This window comes from Pseudomonas spartinae, from assembly GCF_965197125.1.
GTDB classification, from domain to species: domain Bacteria; phylum Pseudomonadota; class Gammaproteobacteria; order Pseudomonadales; family Pseudomonadaceae; genus Aquipseudomonas; species Aquipseudomonas composti_A.
Window position 1 is genome coordinate 19,894 of sequence record NZ_CBDAMB010000010.1, and the last position, 15,273, is coordinate 35,166.

At 63.6% G+C, this 15,273-nt stretch carries 13 protein-coding genes; 6 read left to right on the forward strand and 7 right to left on the reverse strand.

The genetic code is table 11. From position 1 onward, the window contains the following. Positions 1-23: 23 nt before the first annotated feature. Both xdhA and ACN8M7_RS19900 read right to left on the reverse strand, forming a co-directional pair. The gene (gene xdhA / locus ACN8M7_RS19895; protein ID WP_490261885.1) at positions 24-1,463 is read right to left on the reverse strand and encodes a xanthine dehydrogenase small subunit; all 1,440 of its coding nucleotides are present in this window, start codon (positions 1,461-1,463) and stop codon (positions 24-26) included. A gap of 380 nt (positions 1,464-1,843) precedes the next feature. Beyond that, positions 1,844-2,977 (reverse strand): alkane 1-monooxygenase, encoded by a 1,134-nt coding sequence (locus ACN8M7_RS19900; protein ID WP_490261886.1) that lies wholly within the window; start codon positions 2,975-2,977, stop codon positions 1,844-1,846. A 231-nt stretch (positions 2,978-3,208) separates the two neighbouring features. Here ACN8M7_RS19900 and ACN8M7_RS19905 point away from each other — a divergent pair, with 231 nt between their 5' ends. The 4 genes from ACN8M7_RS19905 to ligA all read left to right on the forward strand — a co-directional run bounded on the left by ACN8M7_RS19905 (position 3,209) and on the right by ligA (position 10,818). Further along, complete coding sequence (locus ACN8M7_RS19905; protein ID WP_490261887.1) at positions 3,209-3,868, forward strand: GntR family transcriptional regulator; 660 nt, start codon at positions 3,209-3,211, stop codon at positions 3,866-3,868. A 6-nt stretch (positions 3,869-3,874) separates the two neighbouring features. Next, positions 3,875-7,363, forward strand: a complete 3,489-nt coding sequence (gene smc / locus ACN8M7_RS19910; RefSeq protein WP_490261888.1) for a chromosome segregation protein SMC — start codon at positions 3,875-3,877, stop codon at positions 7,361-7,363. A gap of 213 nt (positions 7,364-7,576) precedes the next feature. Next, complete coding sequence (gene zipA, locus ACN8M7_RS19915) at positions 7,577-8,398, forward strand: cell division protein ZipA (RefSeq protein WP_061242510.1); 822 nt, start codon at positions 7,577-7,579, stop codon at positions 8,396-8,398. A gap of 59 nt (positions 8,399-8,457) precedes the next feature. Then, positions 8,458-10,818, forward strand: coding sequence for an NAD-dependent DNA ligase LigA (gene ligA / locus ACN8M7_RS19920; RefSeq protein ID WP_490261889.1), 2,361 nt, complete (start codon positions 8,458-8,460; stop codon positions 10,816-10,818). A 258-nt stretch (positions 10,819-11,076) separates the two neighbouring features. On the opposite strand, the gene ACN8M7_RS19925 is transcribed toward ligA, so the two are convergent. The 5 genes from ACN8M7_RS19925 to ACN8M7_RS19945 form a co-directional block, all read right to left on the reverse strand. Continuing rightward, positions 11,077-11,445 (reverse strand): glutaredoxin family protein, encoded by a 369-nt coding sequence (locus ACN8M7_RS19925; protein ID WP_061242506.1) that lies wholly within the window; start codon positions 11,443-11,445, stop codon positions 11,077-11,079. Between the two features lie 65 nt (positions 11,446-11,510). Continuing rightward, positions 11,511-12,056, reverse strand: coding sequence for a GTP cyclohydrolase I FolE (folE, locus tag ACN8M7_RS19930; RefSeq protein ID WP_490261890.1), 546 nt, complete (start codon positions 12,054-12,056; stop codon positions 11,511-11,513). Between the two features lie 76 nt (positions 12,057-12,132). Beyond that, positions 12,133-12,690, reverse strand: a complete 558-nt coding sequence (locus tag ACN8M7_RS19935; RefSeq protein WP_490261891.1) for a Smr/MutS family protein — start codon at positions 12,688-12,690, stop codon at positions 12,133-12,135. Positions 12,691-12,855: 165 nt separating this feature from the next. After that, entirely contained in the window at positions 12,856-13,176 is a 321-nt protein-coding gene (locus ACN8M7_RS19940; protein WP_490261892.1) for a hypothetical protein, read from the reverse strand. A gap of 81 nt (positions 13,177-13,257) precedes the next feature. Further along, positions 13,258-13,854, reverse strand: coding sequence for a cysteine hydrolase family protein (locus ACN8M7_RS19945; RefSeq protein ID WP_061242501.1), 597 nt, complete (start codon positions 13,852-13,854; stop codon positions 13,258-13,260). Positions 13,855-14,009: 155 nt separating this feature from the next. Here ACN8M7_RS19945 and ACN8M7_RS19950 point away from each other — a divergent pair, with 155 nt between their 5' ends. Both ACN8M7_RS19950 and prmB read left to right on the forward strand, forming a co-directional pair. Beyond that, positions 14,010-14,138 (forward strand): hypothetical protein, encoded by a 129-nt coding sequence (locus tag ACN8M7_RS19950; protein ID WP_490261893.1) that lies wholly within the window; start codon positions 14,010-14,012, stop codon positions 14,136-14,138. A gap of 78 nt (positions 14,139-14,216) precedes the next feature. Then, positions 14,217-15,137: a 50S ribosomal protein L3 N(5)-glutamine methyltransferase gene (prmB, locus tag ACN8M7_RS19955; RefSeq protein ID WP_490261894.1), complete on the forward strand. Its 921-nt coding sequence runs from the start codon at positions 14,217-14,219 to the stop codon at positions 15,135-15,137. Positions 15,138-15,273: the final 136 nt, after the last annotated feature.

The window sequence follows — 15,273 nt, forward strand, 5'->3', positions numbered from 1 at the left end:
CGGCGGATCAATTCACTGCACGCTTACGCGTAAGCGGTCACCCGGGTCTCGACCTCGGGCGACTGCTGCTCCAGGAAGAACTTGCGCAGCAGGTTCTGGGCAGTGAGCAGGCGGTATTCCTTGCTGGCGCGGAAATCCGACAGCGGGGTGAAGTCCTCACCCAGCGCCTCGCAGGCGTGTTCGATCACGCCCGGATACCAGGCCGAGCCGACCAGCGCGGCCTCGCAGGCACTGGCGCGCTTGGGGATGGCGGCCATGCCACCGAAGGCGATGCGCGCGTCCGTCACCACGCCATCTTCGATAGTCAGGTTGAAGGCGGCGCAGACGGCGGAGATGTCGTCGTCCAGGCGCTTGGACACCTTGTAGGCGCGGAACGCCTGATTCGCCTGTTTGCGCGGCACGATGATCTTCTCGATGAATTCGGCTTCCTGGCGCGCGGTCACCTTGTAGTCGAGGAAGTAGTCCTGCAGCGGCAGGATGCGTCGGGTGTTGCCCTGGCGCAGGGCGATCTGCGCACCGAGGGCGATCAGCAGCGGCGGGGCGTCGCCGATGGGCGAGGCGTTGCCGATATTGCCGCCCAGGGTGCCCTGGTTGCGGATCTGCAGCGAGGCGAAGCGGTGCAGCAGCTCGCCGAAGTCCGGGTATTCGTGCGACAGCGCTTGGTAGCAGTCGGACAGCGCGGCGGCGGCGCCGATCTCGATGGCGCTGTCGGTCACTTCGATGCGCTTCATGTCTTCGATATGGCCGACGTAGATCATCACTGGCAGTTCACGGTGGAACTGGGTGACCTCCAGGGCCAAGTCGGTGCCGCCGGCAAGCAGGCGCGCTTCGGGGTTGGCAGCGTAGAGGTCGGCCAGGTCGGCCACGGTGAGCGGCACCAGGCAACGCTTGTCGCCACTGTTGAGTTCGGCGGTTTCACGCGGGGTGATGGCCTTGAGCTGGGCGACGGTATCGCTCTCGAAGGCATCGAACTGATCTGGCTGCTTCTGGCAGCAGGCCTGCTCGGCGGCATCGATGATCGGGCGGTAGCCGGTGCAGCGGCACAGGTTGCCGGCCAGGGCCTCCAACGTAGCGCCCTTGTCATAGCCGCCTGAGTTTTTTTGCAGGGCGAACAGCGACATGATGAAGCCGGGGGTGCAGAAGCCGCACTGCGAGCCGTGGCAGTCGACCATCGCCTGCTGCACGCTGTGCAGCTTGCCCTGGTGTTTTAGGTCTTCGACGGTGATCAGTTGCTTGCCGTGCAGGCTGGAAACGAAGGTCAGGCAGGAGTTGAGGGTGCGATAGCGCACGCGCTCGCCGTCGAGCTCGCCTACCACCACGGTGCAGGCACCGCAGTCGCCGGAGGCGCAGCCTTCCTTGGTTCCGGTTTTGCCGACGTGCTCACGCAGGTAGCCCAGCACAGTGACGTTGGGGTCCAGGGCATGCTCGGTGCGCAGCTCCCGGTTGAGTAAAAACTGGATCAAGGACGACCTCCAGGCACTTTATTGTTATGAATCGTTTGGCTCGCCGGGTGTGCACGCATTGCAGGGCCCGGGCGTGATTGGCCATTGGGGGCAATCTAGAGTTTTCTGACTTTTGGGTCAACAAATATTTGACCTTGTGGTCAGCTGTTTGTCATGCGTTTCGGTTATGAGCGCGGCCGGCCGGATTCATGGCTTTAGAGTAGCGGTTTTCATGCCAGCAAGGGCTGTGCATCGGCTGCCGCGAGGCCGTCCAGGCCGCGTGCGCCCAGGTTGTTCGCAACGCAGGCGCGCACGACCTGGGCGGTCCGGAGGCACCCTACAAAACAAAACCCCGGGAGCCTGCGCTGCCGGGGTTGATCGGATGTGCTCGAGCGGGGTGCTCAGGTCAGCTGCGATTCACTCAGTTGGTGCTCTTCGCCGGCATAGTAGGCGCGCACCTTGGGGTCCATTACCGCACGCCATAGCGGTGGGAAGAGGGCGAGCACGATCATTCCGGCATAGCCATTGGGCAGTTGCGGGCTGTCGTCGAAGTGGCGCAGTACCTGGTAGCGGCGCTTGGCATAGGCGTGGTGGTCGGAGTGGCGCTGCAGGTGGAAGAGAAACAGGTTGGTCAGCAGGAAGTTGCTGTTCCATGAGTGGTGTGGCGTGGTGCGCTCGTAACGGCCGTTGTCCAGTTTGCGCCGGTGCAGGCCGTAGTGTTCGACGTAATTGACGATCTCCAGCAGGGTGAAGGCCGTCAGTGCCTGGCCGAGGAAGAACAGTGCACCGAGCCAGCCGAAGGCCAGGGTGAAGCCGAGCAACAGCAGCGCACTGATGGCGTACCACCAGATCAGCTCGTTGCGCCAATGCAGGGCCGGCAGGCAGCGTCGCTTGAGGCGTTCGGCCTCCAGCCGCCAGGCGTTGAGGAAGTTGTGCTTGTAGGCGTGGGGCAGGAAGGCGTACAGGCTCTGGCCAAAGCGCGAGGAGGAGGCATCCTCGGGCGTCGAGACATGCACATGGTGGCCGCGCACATGCTCGACCTTGAAGCCGGCGTAGCACACTGCTGCCAGCAGCAGGCCGCCTGCGTTCTGCTCCAGGGGCGCGTCCTTGTGGATCAATTCGTGCGAGACGGTGATGCCGATGGCGCCCATCACCGTGCCGACCGAGAGCATCCAGCCGAGCTGGCCGACCCAGCTCCAGCCTTCGTGAGTGGCGAATATCCAGCCACTCCACATCAGCATCGCCAGCAGCATCGGCACCGTGGCCAGACTCAGCAGGCGATAGTAGCCCTGGGCTTCCAGTGCCGGTACGTCGTCGCGCTCATCCGGGTTGGCCGGATCGCGGCCAACGACGAAATCCAGCAGGGGAATGACGCCGAACACCACGCTGATCACCAGCCAGGGCCAGGCGTCGGCATGCAGGCTGCCCAGTGACCAGTGGTAGCTCAGTGGAATACCCAGTACCGGTATCAGCCAGACCCAGTAGCCGACCTTTTTCAGGGCGAGCATCCAGTGCGAAGGAAGGCGTTCGAGCATGGTTTTCTCCGGTCAATTCTTGTTGTTGAATTGGTGTTCGATTGTAGGACAATCGATTTTCGTGACCAGACTTCCATGCCCAACCTTTAGAAGGGAAAGTGCGCCGCGAGGGCGTTTGGCGCGGTAACACGCTGTGTTACACTCGCCGCCAGATTTTCTTGCTCCCGCCCAGCCGTGGCGGGGCTCCCAGACTCGACCGCCTGCCCTGGTTCGACGCAAATAAGGAATGTCATGACGTTCAAGGCCCCGGACAGCCTCGCCGAGCAAATTGCCCATTACCTGGCCGAACGCATCATTCGCGGTGAGCTCAAGGAACGTGAGCGCATCCAGGAGCAAAAAGTTACCCAGGCCCTCAATGTCAGCCGTGGTTCGGTGCGCGAAGCGCTGCTGATTCTCGAGCGCCGTCACCTGATCGTGATCCTGCCGCGTCGCGGTGCCCAGGTCAGTGAACTGACCCCGCATCAGGTCACCAGCCTCTATGCCCTGAGCATCGAGCTCTACATCATGCTGGCGCGCGCCGTGATCGAGCGCTGGAAGGTGGAAACCGATCTGGCGCCGTTCATCGAGATCCAGCAGCGTCTGCTGGCCAGCCTGGAACGCGGCGATATCGCTGCCTTCGTCGAGGGCAGTTTCGACGTGATGCGCGCCGCCTTTCCCTTCGCCGACAACCCTTATCTGCAGGAAACCCTGGAGAATCTGCTGCCGGCCATCAGTCGCACCTACCACCTGGCGCTGGAGCGCCGCAAAGGCGAGATGGGCCAGTTCATGGGCACCTTCGCCAGCCTGCTTCAGGCGATCATCGCCCGTGACCACGAGCGTGCCCGCGAAGTCCTGCAGGCCTACGGTCAGCACAACTGCCAGCTGGTGCTGGCGACCCTGGCCGAGCGCTAAGCCGCGATGCGCCTGAAGAGCATCAAGCTGGCCGGCTTCAAGTCGTTCGTCGACCCGACGACGGTGAGCTTTCCCAGCAACATGGCGGCGGTGGTCGGGCCCAATGGTTGCGGCAAATCCAACATCATCGACGCCGTGCGCTGGGTGATGGGCGAAAGCTCGGCGAAGAACCTGCGCGGCGAGTCGATGACCGACGTCATCTTCAACGGCTCCAACACCCGCAAGCCGGTAACCCAGGCCTCCATCGAGCTGATCTTCGACAACAGCGACAACTCGCTGGTGGGCGAGTACGCCGCCTTCGCCGAGATATCCATCCGCCGCCGGGTGACCCGCGACGGGCAGAACACCTATTTCCTCAACGGCACCAAATGCCGGCGCCGCGACATCACCGACATCTTCCTCGGCACCGGCCTGGGGCCGCGCAGCTACTCGATCATCGAGCAGGGCATGATCAGCAAGCTGATCGAGGCCAAGCCCGAGGAGCTGCGCAACTTCATCGAGGAAGCCGCTGGCATCTCCAAGTACAAGGAGCGCCGCCGCGAGACCGAGAACCGCATCCGCCGCACCCAGGAAAACCTGGCGCGCCTGACCGACCTGCGCGAAGAGCTGGAACGCCAGCTCGAACGCCTGCACCGTCAGGCCCAGGCGGCGGAGAAGTACCAGGAATACAAGGCCGAGGAGCGTCAGCTCAAGGCTCAACTGCTGGCGCTGCGCTGGCAGACCCTGAACCAGCAGGTCGGCAGCCGCGAGCAGGTGATCGGCGACCAGGAAGTGGCCTTCGAGGCCCTGGTCGCCGAGCAGCGCAGTGCCGATGCGGCCATCGAGCGCCTGCGCGATGGCCATCACGAACTGAGCGAACGTTTCAATCTGGTGCAGGGCCGCTTCTATTCCGTGGGCGGCGATATCGCCCGCGTCGAGCAGAGCATTCAGCATGGCCAGCAGCGCCTGCGCCAGTTGCAGGATGATTTGCGTGAAGCGGAAAAGGCGCGCCTGGAAACCGAGTCGCACCTCGGCCACGACAGCACGCTGCTGGCCACCCTGGGCGAAGAACTGGAGATGCTCCTGCCCGAGCAGGAGATGACCGCCGCCGCTGCCGAGGAATCCGCTGCCAGCCTCGAAGAGGCCGAGGCCAGCATGCATGGCTGGCAGGAACAATGGGATGGCTTCAACCAGCGCAGCGCCGAGCCGCGCCGTCAGGCCGAGGTGCAGCAGTCGCGCATCGCCCAGCTGGAACAGAGCCTGGAACGCCTGAGCGAACGCCAGCGCCGTCTCAATGAAGAACTGCAGCAACTGACGGCCGACCCTGAAGACGCCGCCATTCTAGAACTGAACGAACAGTTGGCCGTCGGCGAGCTGGAGCACGAAGCACTGCAACTGGCCGAGGAGCAGCAGGCCGAGCGCCTGCAACAACTGCGCGAGGAATTGCAGCAGGCAGGTCAGGCTCAGCAGCAGGCACAGGGCGAGCTGCAGCGGCTGAACGGTCGCCTGGCTTCGCTGGAGGCGCTGCAGCAGGCGGCGCTCGATCCTGGCCAGGGCGCGGGGGAGTGGTTGCGTGAGCAGGGCTTGCAGCAGCGTCCACGCCTGGCTGAAGGGCTGCGCGTGGAGGCCGGTTGGGAGCTGGCGGTGGAAACCGTGCTCGGCGCCGACTTGCAGGCCGTGCTGCTGGATGATTTCGCCGGCCTGGATTTCTCCGCCCTGGAACAGGGCGAACTGCGTCTGGCCAGCCCGGCCAGTGGCGGTGCGCGCCGCGCCGGCAGCCTGCTGGACAGGGTCGAGTCGAGCCACGACCTAGCCCCCTGGCTGGCCAGCGTGCGCCCGGTCGAGTCCCTGGAACAGGCGCTGGCTGCCCGTGCGCAACTGGCGGATGGCGAAAGCCTGATCAGCCGCGACGGCTACTGGGTCGGTCGGCATTTCCTGCGTGTGCGTCGCGCCGCAGAATCCGATAGCGGCGTGCTGGCGCGTGGGCAGGAACTGGAGCGCCTGCAGCTTGATCGCGAGGAGCGTGAGGCGGGTCTGGCGCAACTGGATGAGCGTTTGCTGGGGCTGCGTGACGAGCAGCGCCGCCAGGAGGAACTGCGCGAACAGCAGCGACGCCAGGGGCAGGAACTGGCGCGCCAGTTGGCCGAGCTGAAGGCGCGCCTGTCGGCCAGCCAGGCCAAGGCCGAGCAATTGGGCCTGCGCCGTCGTCGTTTGCAGGACGAGTTGCAGGAAGCGGCCGAGCAGCGCCAGATCGAGCAGGAGCAATTGGGCGAATCACGCCTGCAACTGCAGGACGCGCTGGATGCCATGGCGCAGGACAACGAGCAACGTGAAAGCCTGCTGGCCAGTCGCGACAGCCTGCGTGAGCGTCTCGACCGGGTGCGCCAGGACGCGCGTCAGCACAAGGATCATGCTCACCAGCTGGCAGTGCGCGTTGGCTCGCTCAAGGCCCAGCACGACTCCACCCGCCAGGCGCTGGAGCGTCTGCAACTGCAGGCCGAACGTTTGCACGAGCGGCGTGAGCAGCTGTCGCTGAACCTGGAAGAGGGCGAGGCGCCGCTGGAAGAGCTGCGCATCAAGCTCGAAGAGCTGCTCGAACGGCGCATGGCGGTGGACGACGAGCTGCGTAAGGCGCGTTTGGCGCTGGAAGATGCCGACCGCGAATTGCGCGATGCCGAGAAGCGCCGCACCCAGGCCGAGCAGCAGGCGCAACTGCTGCGCGGCCAGCTGGAGCAGCAGCGCATGGACTGGCAGTCGCTCAACGTGCGGCGCAAGGCGTTGGCCGATCAGCTCGCCGAGGACAACTACGACCTGCATGGGGTGATCGCCACGCTGCCGGCCGAAGCCAGCGAGAGTGCCTGGGAAGAAGAGCTGGAGCGCATGGCTGCTCGCATCGCCCGCCTCGGGCCGATCAACCTGGCGGCCATCGACGAGTACCAGCAGCAGTCCGAGCGCAAGCGCTACCTGGATGCGCAGGACGCCGATCTGGTCGAAGCGCTGGAAACCCTGGAGAACGTCATTCGCAAGATCGACAAGGAAACGCGCAATCGTTTCAAGGACACCTTCGATCAGATCAATGGCGGTTTGCAGGCACTCTTTCCAAAAGTTTTCGGTGGCGGCAACGCTTATTTGGAACTCACCGGCGAAGATTTACTCGATACCGGTGTAACCATCATGGCGAGGCCCCCGGGCAAGAAGAACAGCACCATTCATTTGCTCTCCGGTGGAGAGAAAGCGTTGACCGCTTTGGCATTGGTGTTTTCCATCTTCCAGCTCAACCCGGCGCCGTTCTGCATGTTGGACGAAGTGGATGCACCGCTGGACGACGCCAACGTCGGGCGCTATGCGCGCCTGGTCAAGGAGATGTCGGCCACGGTGCAGTTTATCTACATCACCCACAACAAGATCGCCATGGAAATGGCCGATCAGTTGATGGGGGTTACCATGCACGAGCCTGGTTGCTCGCGCCTGGTGGCAGTGGATGTCGAGGAGGCGCTGGCGATGGTGGAGGCATGATGGCAGAGCGCTGCGAGATTAACTGAATATAGGCAAAACCTTGTGTGGCTCCCTGTGTAAAGTTGTCTTTCGTCGTGCTAGCTTATTGCCCACTTTTGTTACACGCGGAAAACGTCAGATAGAACATCAAGTTGGCGCCGCGCTTTATAGTCGAGTTGTGATCCGTTTGATTGGATCTTTTTTTCACCAGAATTGTTAAGGGTCAGGTATTTCATGGAATTCGGTCTGCGCGAGTGGCTGATCGTTATTGGCATCATCGTCATCGCTGGCATTCTTTTCGACGGCTGGCGCCGTATGCGCGGTGGCAAGGGCAGGCTCAAGTTCAAGCTCGACCGCAGCTTCGCCAACATGCCCGATGACGACAGTGACCCGGATCTGCTCAGCCCGCCGCGCGTGGTGAATCATGACCGCGAACCGCAGCTGGACGAAGACGACCTGCCGTCGATGAGCGCCAAGGACCTGCCGCGTCGTCAGCGCAACGAGCCACAGCAGGGCGACCTCAATCTGGCCGTCGACGAGCCGGTGCCGACCTTGCTCAATCCGGTCGATGACGAGCCCCAGGAATCGAAGAAAGCCGCCAGGCCGGCAGCCGATGCGGCTCCGGTGGAGGAAGTGCTGGTGATCAACGTGGTCGCGCGCGATGATTTCGGCTTCAAGGGCCCGGCACTGCTGCAGAACATTCTCGAAAGTGGCCTGCGCTTCGGCGAGATGGATATCTTCCACCGCCACGAAAGCATGGCCGGCAATGGCGAGGTGCTGTTCTCTATGGCCAACGCTCTCAAGCCGGGTACTTTCGACCTGGACGACATCGAAGGCTTCAGCACCCGCGCGGTGAGCTTCTTTCTCAGTCTGCCCGGCCCGCGTCATCCCAAGCAGGCCTTCGACGTGATGGTCGCCGCTGCGCGTAAGCTGGCCCACGAACTGGGCGGCGAGCTGAAGGATGACCAGCGCAGCGTGATGACCGCACAGACCATCGAACACTACCGTCAGCGCATCGTCGAATTTGAGCGCCGGCAGTTGACCCAGAAACGCTGAAACACCAGTGCATTGCAAAAGAGCAGCCGAGGCTGCTCTTTTCGTTTGAGAGACCGAGCATGACCAACGCCGCCCAACGTATTACCGAACTGCGCAATGAACTGGACGCGCACAACTACCGTTACTACGTGCTGGACGAACCGAGCGTACCGGACGCCGAGTACGACCGTCTGTTCCGCGAGTTGCAGGTGCTGGAAGCCGAGCACCCTGAACTGGTGACGCCCGAGTCGCCGACCCAGCGCGTTGGTGGTGAGGCGCTCAGCGCCTTCGGCGAGGTGCGCCATGAGGTGCCGATGCTCAGTCTGGGCAACGCCTTCGAGGAGGACGACATGCGCGCGTTCGACCGTAGCGTGCAGAACGGTCTTGGCCTTCAGGGCGGCGATCTGTTCGGTGGCGGCGCCGAGGTGGAGTACAGCTGCGAGCCCAAGCTCGATGGCCTGGCGGTCAGCCTGCGCTACGAGAATGGCCAACTGGTGCGTGGCGCCACGCGCGGCGACGGCAGCACCGGCGAGGACATCACCAGCAACGTGCGCACCATCCGCAACGTACCACTGAAGCTGCAGGGCGAAGGCTGGCCGCAAGTGCTGGAGGTGCGTGGCGAAGTGTTCATGCCCAAGTCCGGTTTCGAGGAACTCAACGCCCGTCAGGCCGAGAGTGGCGGCAAGACCTTCGCCAATCCGCGTAACGCCGCTGCCGGCAGCCTGCGCCAACTCGATCCTAAGATCACCGCCAGCCGCCCGCTGGAGTTCTGCTGCTACGGCGTCGGCCAGGTCAGCGGCGAGCTGCCGGGCACCCAGGTGGCCATGCTGCAGCAGCTCAAGGCCTGGGGCGTGCCCATCAGTCGTGAGCTGAAACTGGCCAAGGGCGTCGAAGATTGCCTGGCGTATTACCGCGACATCGGTGAGCGGCGTCTGAGTCTGGAATATGACATCGATGGCGTGGTGTTCAAGGTCAACAACATCGAAGACCAGCAGCAGCTGGGATTCCGCGCGCGTACGCCACACTGGGCCATCGCCCACAAATTCCCGGCGCAGGAAGAGCTGACCGAGTTGCTCGACGTGGAATTTCAGGTCGGCCGTACTGGCGCGGTCACGCCGGTGGCGCGTCTGAACCCGGTCAAGGTGGCCGGCGTGATGGTGGCCAACGCCACCCTGCACAACATGGATGAAGTGGCGCGCCTCGGCGTGATGATCGGCGATACGGTGATCATCCGCCGCGCCGGTGACGTGATCCCGCAGGTGATGGCCGTGGTGCCCGAGCGTCGCCCGGATAACGCGCGCCCGGTGCACATTCCCGAGCAATGCCCGGTGTGCGGCTCGGCGGTGGAGCGCACGCAACTGGTCAAGCGCAGCAAGGGCAAGGAGTCGCTCAGCGAAGGCTCGGTGTACTGCTGCGTTGGTCGCCTGAGCTGCCAGGCGCAGCTCAAGCAGGCGATCATCCACTTCGTCTCGCGCCGTGCCATGGATATCGAAGGCCTCGGCGACAAGACCATCGAGCAGTTGGTGGACGAGAAGCTGATCGCGTCGCCTGCAGACCTGTACAAGCTGAACTTCGAGCAGATCATCGGCCTGGAAGGCTTCGCCGAGGTGTCCAGCAACAAGCTGCTGGCAGCCATCGAGGACAGCAAGCGACCGACCCTGGCGCGCTTCATCTACGCCCTAGGCATTCCCGATGTCGGCGAGGAAACCGCCAAGGTGCTGGCGCGTTCCCTGGCCTCACTGGAGCGCGTGCGTCAGGCGCTGCCGCAGGTGCTCACCTACTTGCCGGATATCGGCCTGGAAGTGGCGCACGAGATCCACAGCTTCTTCGAGGACGCGCACAACCAACAGGTGATCAGCGCCTTGCTGGGTGAGTGTGGCCTCGAGCTGCAAGAGGAGGGGGAGCTGAGCGCCGAGTTCTCGGCCATTGCTACTCTGGGCGGCATGCTCGACAAGCTGAATATTCCCAGTGTCGGTCCCGGTGCTGCGCAGAAGCTGGCCGAGCGTTTCGGCAGTCTGGATGGCGTGCTCGTTGGTGATTGGCTGGACATGCGCCAGACCCTGCCGGAAAAGCAGGCCAAGGCCGTGCGTGAGTTCTTCGACAATGCCGATAACGCTCAGCTCGCGCGCGCCATCGAGCAGCAACTGCGTGATTTCGGCATGCACTGGGAAAGCGAGAAGAAGGTCGCCGAAGGGCTGCCGCTGGCCGGCCAGACCTGGGTGCTCACCGGTACCCTGGAACTCATGAGCCGCGACGTGGCCAAGGGCAAGCTGGAGAACCTGGGGGCCAAAGTGGCCGGCTCGGTATCGGCCAAGACTCATTGCGTGGTGGCAGGGCCCGGTGCCGGCTCGAAGCTGGCCAAGGCCAGCGAACTGGGCGTCAAGGTGCTGGATGAAGCGCAGTTTGTCGACCAGCTCAAGGTCTACGGCATCGAACCCTAGGGTGCTGTTCGCGAGCAGAGCTCGCTCCTACAGAGGCGCCGATCTTGTAGGAGCGGCTTCAGCCGCGAAATAACCGGTGCTGGGCTGCTCCAAGGCTCGCGGAGCACGGTCCGCCAGCAGAGGCGTGTTCCACCCTACGCTGTCAGCTGGGCTCGGGTAGGGTGGATGACGCTCTTATCATCCACCAAAGCGATGGATCGGTTGCAGCGGGTCCAGCGCAGCGGGTGGATCGATGAAACCTGATCCACGCCCACCGCGTCAGCTGGCGAAGCGCTGATCCAGATAGGCGATGATCGCTTTGGACTCGTACAGCCAGGTGCTTTGACCGTTTTCCTCGATGCGCAGGCACGGCACCTTGATGCGGCCGCCTTGCTGTTCCAGCGCCTGGCGATGCTCGGCATCGTGCTTGGCATCGCGCAGTTGCACCGGCAGGTTCAGGCGATGCAGGTTGCGCCGCACCTTGACGCAGAACGGGCAGGCGTGGAACTGGTACAGCGCCAGGTTGGCCGTGGCGCGCTCGACGTCGGCTTGCGCCTCGGGACTGCGCTTGAGCTTGCGCGGGCGGCTGATCCAGTCGACGAACACGACGAGCTGGCCCAGGCCGATACGAAGGGCTTTGAGCAACATCTTTCTAACTCCTGAAATGCCGACGGCCGTTCACGCAAGTGAGCGGCCGTCTTCGGGTGTCTGGCTCAGCGAACCAGATTGAGGAACTCGCCGCGAGTCGCCGGGTTGCTGCGGAACTCGCCGAGCATCACCGAGGTGACCATTGAGGAATTTTGTTTCTCCACGCCGCGCATCATCATGCACATGTGCTGCGCCTCGATGACCACCGCCACGCCCAGCGCGCCGGTGACCTGCTCGACCGCCTCGGCGATCTGCCGGCTGAGGTTCTCCTGGATCTGCAGGCGGCGGGCGAACATGTCGACGATACGCGCCACCTTGGACAGGCCCAGCACCTTGCCGTTGGGGATGTAGGCAACGTGAGCCTTGCCGATGAACGGCAGCAGGTGATGTTCGCACAGCGAGTACAGCTCGATGTTCTTCACCAGCACCATCTCGCTGTTGTCGGAGCTGAACAGCGCGTCGTTGGTGACTTCCTCCAGCGTCTGCTGGTAGCCACGGCACAGGTACTGCATGGCCTTGGCGGCGCGCTTGGGCGTGTCCAGCAGACCTTCGCGAGAAACGTCCTCGCCGAGCTGGCCAAGGATCGCGGTGTAGTGTTGTTCCAGGGACATGGAAAATCCTGTTGGGTATCGAAGGGCGCAGGGTAGGGCGCCGACAGGGGCCTGGCAAGAGTGCCAGGTGCTCTGATTACTCGTCGCGGCCATCCATCATGGTGCGTTTGAGGATGATGTACACCGCGCCGGTACCACCATGCTTGGCCAGGCAAGAGCTGAAGCCCAGTACCTGTGGGTGCTGACGCAGCCAGGTGTTCACATGGCTCTTGATCATCGGTTTGCGCCCGTCCATGCGCACCGCCTTGCCATGGGTGACGCGCACGCAGCGAATCTCCAGTTTGGTGGCTTCGGCAAGAAACTCCCATAGCGTATCGCGTGCCTTCTCGACGCTCATGCCGTGCAGGTCAAGGCTGCCGTCGAAGGGAATCTGGCCCAGTTTGAGCTTGCGCATCTGGCCGTCCTGCACGCCGTTGCCGGCCCAGTACAACGGGTCTTCGGCGCCGACGTCGATGACGAACTGATCGGACAGGCCGTCCACCTTGATCTCGCCCTGGCTGATGGTCGCAGCCTGGCGCAGGGTGTTGAACTGTTTACGGTCAGGCTTGGGTTTGCCAGTGTCGGCACGGTCGTGCTTGAGCGGCTTGACGCCGCGCAGCTCGGCCCGGAACAGGGAAAAGTCGTCGTCTTGCATCGGAGGCTCCGCGAAACAGGCTGGCATTTTACCCAAATGCCGGTCGTGTAAGCGTAGAAAGACGAATTTGTAGCAGCCGGTCTACTGGCGCTCACCGGGCCACTTGGCGAACAGCGTCGCTGGCAAGCCAGCTTCTGCGGCTGTTGTGGGTGATGTTTCGCTTGGTCAGTCGCGCTTTTTCATTAGCGAGGGCGACAGGCTCAGATCGCTGGGGCGCCGCAAGCGCCTGCGGCAGCGACGCCAGAAGGCGATACCGGCCCACAACAGGAACAGGCCCAACAGCAGCAGGACGATGGCTTCGCCCGTGGTGTCGTTGAGCGCCCCGAGGACCGGCGCACGGCCGGCCAGAGAGGCGACGCCGGCCATTGCCAGGAGAATGCCGAAGGCGGCGAGCAGCGCACCCAGACCGGCTCCGATACGCAGACGCCAGTTTCTCGGCTGGCGTGGGCGCAGGCGGCGTGCATCGAAATCGTCGGACAGCTTCATTCCGATTTCCTTTGGCTTATCGGCGGTATGACCGGCTGGTTGCGCCTGGGTTCCGCCGCGCAGGCGAGACTGCTAGCGCGTTCACACCAGCGCTTTGGCGTTCGGCACCAGGGTGGCGAAGTTATCGCCCAGCGTGATCACCTCGATGCGATGCACCTCGGCGGCGGCAATCACGCTGCCATCTGGCGCCGGCAGGTCACGGGTGGCGCAGGCGGCATCGACCAGGGTGCAGCGGTAGCCATAGTCCTTGGCGGCGCGAACGGTGGTGCTGACGCTGGAGTGGGTCATGAAGCCGCAGACGATCAGGTCGAGATGGCCGAGCGCCTGCAGGCGATCATGCAGCTCGGTGCCGGCGAAGGCATTCGGCAGGCGTTTTTCGACCACGATCTCGCCAGCCAGTGGGGCCGCTTCCGGCAGGTGGCGACCACGCGGGCCGCTGGGGTCGAGCAGGCCGCCGGGAATACCGAGGTGCTTGACGTGAACGATGTCGGCACCGGCACTGCGCGCTGCTGCCAGCAGGCTGGCGATCTCCGCCAGCGCAGCATCGAGCCCCGGCAGCGCCAGCACGCCGCTGCGGTACTCTTCCTGGGCGTCGATGATCAGCAGGGTCGCATTGTTCAGGCTGGCCGGTGCGTGGCCACGACCGGTGAGCTGGAACATGGTTTGCGGATGGGACATCTCGGGCTCCTGGCTGATGGTGATGATGTGCCATTGTCCGCTTGCCAGAGCGCTCTGTGAACCTCTATCTGCGCCAAGGCTTGCTCGGTGCGTTTTGCCGGAGCAGAATCGGAACTGCCCCGAAGGACTCGGGGTCGTACGCAAAAGGAGTTGCCATGTCGCTTTTGTCGCAGTTACCCCAATATTTCTGGCTGTTGTTCTCCATCGCTGTGGCCATCGCCGTGCTGCGCGAGCTGCGGCGCCCGGATGATGACCTGGTGCGCAAGAAACGCGAGCGCTCCTGAGCTTTCGTTAACCTGTCATTCATGCGCGAGCGACCTGCACTGGGCTAAACTTCCGCACTTTTCACCCGGAGGCCGCCCGTGACTGCTCTCTCTACTCGTTTACGCACCCTGCGTGATTACATCCGTTGGGCTGTCAGCCGTTTTCAGGCCGAGCAACTGTTCTTCGGCCATGGCACCGACAACGCCTGGGACGAGGCGCGCCAATTGGTGCTCGGTACGCTGCATCTGCCCTGGGAAATTTCCGACGCCTATCTCGATTGCCGTCTGGAAGACGACGAGCATGCGCACCTGCAGGCTGTGCTCAAGCGTCGTATCGAGGAGCGTGTCCCCACCGCTTACCTGCTGGGCGAAGCCTGGTTCTGCGGTTTGCCCTTCGTCGTCGATGAGCGTGTGCTGGTGCCGCGCTCGCCGATCGCCGAGCTGATCGACTGTCATTTCGCGCCCTGGCTGCCGAGCGAACCGGTGCGCATTCTCGACCTGTGCACCGGCTCCGGCTGCATCGGTATCGCGTGTGCCTACGAGTTCCCTGAAGCGGAAGTGGTGCTGGGCGATCTGTCGTTCGATGCGCTGGAGGTGGCCAACCTCAACATCGAGCGCCACGGCCTGGAGGATCGCGTGTACTGCGTGCAGGGCGATGGCTTCGCCGAATTGCCAGGCCAACGCTTCGACCTGATCGTTTCCAACCCGCCTTATGTCGACGCCGAGGACTTCGCCGACATGCCCGCCGAATACCAGCACGAACCGGAGATGGGCCTGGCCTGCGGTCATGATGGTCTGGATCTGGTGCGGCGCATGCTGGCCGAGGCGGCCGATCATCTCACCGAACGCGGCGTGCTGATCGTCGAGGTGGGCAACAGCCAGGTGCATGTCGAAGCGCTTTACCCGGAAGTGGACTTCACCTGGCTGGACTTCCAGCGTGGCGGACACGGCGTGTTCCTGCTGGCGGCCAAGCAGTGCCGCGAGCATCAGGAGCTGTTTCGTTCGCGGGTGAAGGGCTGAGCGGATGGTTTTTCGCGGCTGAAGCCGCTCCTACGGTAGGAGCGGCTTCAGCCGCGATATCTATCAGGGCCTAGGGCGGATCGGGGCGCCGACTGCTCGTGGCGAAGCGAGCAGCCCACCGGTTCATGCCGAGAAA

Excerpts from the sequence above, each read along its gene's own strand:
- ACN8M7_RS19935 (WP_490261891.1), bottom strand. The coding sequence starts at position 12,690 with ATGCAAGACGACGACTTTTCCCTGTTCCGGGCCGAGCTGCGCGGCGTC.
- ACN8M7_RS19905 (WP_490261887.1), top strand. The coding sequence starts at position 3,209 with ATGACGTTCAAGGCCCCGGACAGCCTCGCCGAGCAAATTGCCCATTAC.
- ligA (WP_490261889.1), top strand. The coding sequence starts at position 8,458 with ATGACCAACGCCGCCCAACGTATTACCGAACTGCGCAATGAACTGGAC.
- ACN8M7_RS19940 (WP_490261892.1), bottom strand. The coding sequence starts at position 13,176 with ATGAAGCTGTCCGACGATTTCGATGCACGCCGCCTGCGCCCACGCCAG.
- smc (WP_490261888.1), top strand. The coding sequence starts at position 3,875 with ATGCGCCTGAAGAGCATCAAGCTGGCCGGCTTCAAGTCGTTCGTCGAC.
- ACN8M7_RS19900 (WP_490261886.1), bottom strand. The coding sequence starts at position 2,977 with ATGCTCGAACGCCTTCCTTCGCACTGGATGCTCGCCCTGAAAAAGGTC.
- ACN8M7_RS19925 (WP_061242506.1), bottom strand. The coding sequence starts at position 11,445 with ATGTTGCTCAAAGCCCTTCGTATCGGCCTGGGCCAGCTCGTCGTGTTC.
- zipA (WP_061242510.1), top strand. The coding sequence starts at position 7,577 with ATGGAATTCGGTCTGCGCGAGTGGCTGATCGTTATTGGCATCATCGTC.
- ACN8M7_RS19950 (WP_490261893.1), top strand. The coding sequence starts at position 14,010 with ATGTCGCTTTTGTCGCAGTTACCCCAATATTTCTGGCTGTTGTTCTCC.
- folE (WP_490261890.1), bottom strand. The coding sequence starts at position 12,056 with ATGTCCCTGGAACAACACTACACCGCGATCCTTGGCCAGCTCGGCGAG.
- ACN8M7_RS19945 (WP_061242501.1), bottom strand. The coding sequence starts at position 13,854 with ATGTCCCATCCGCAAACCATGTTCCAGCTCACCGGTCGTGGCCACGCA.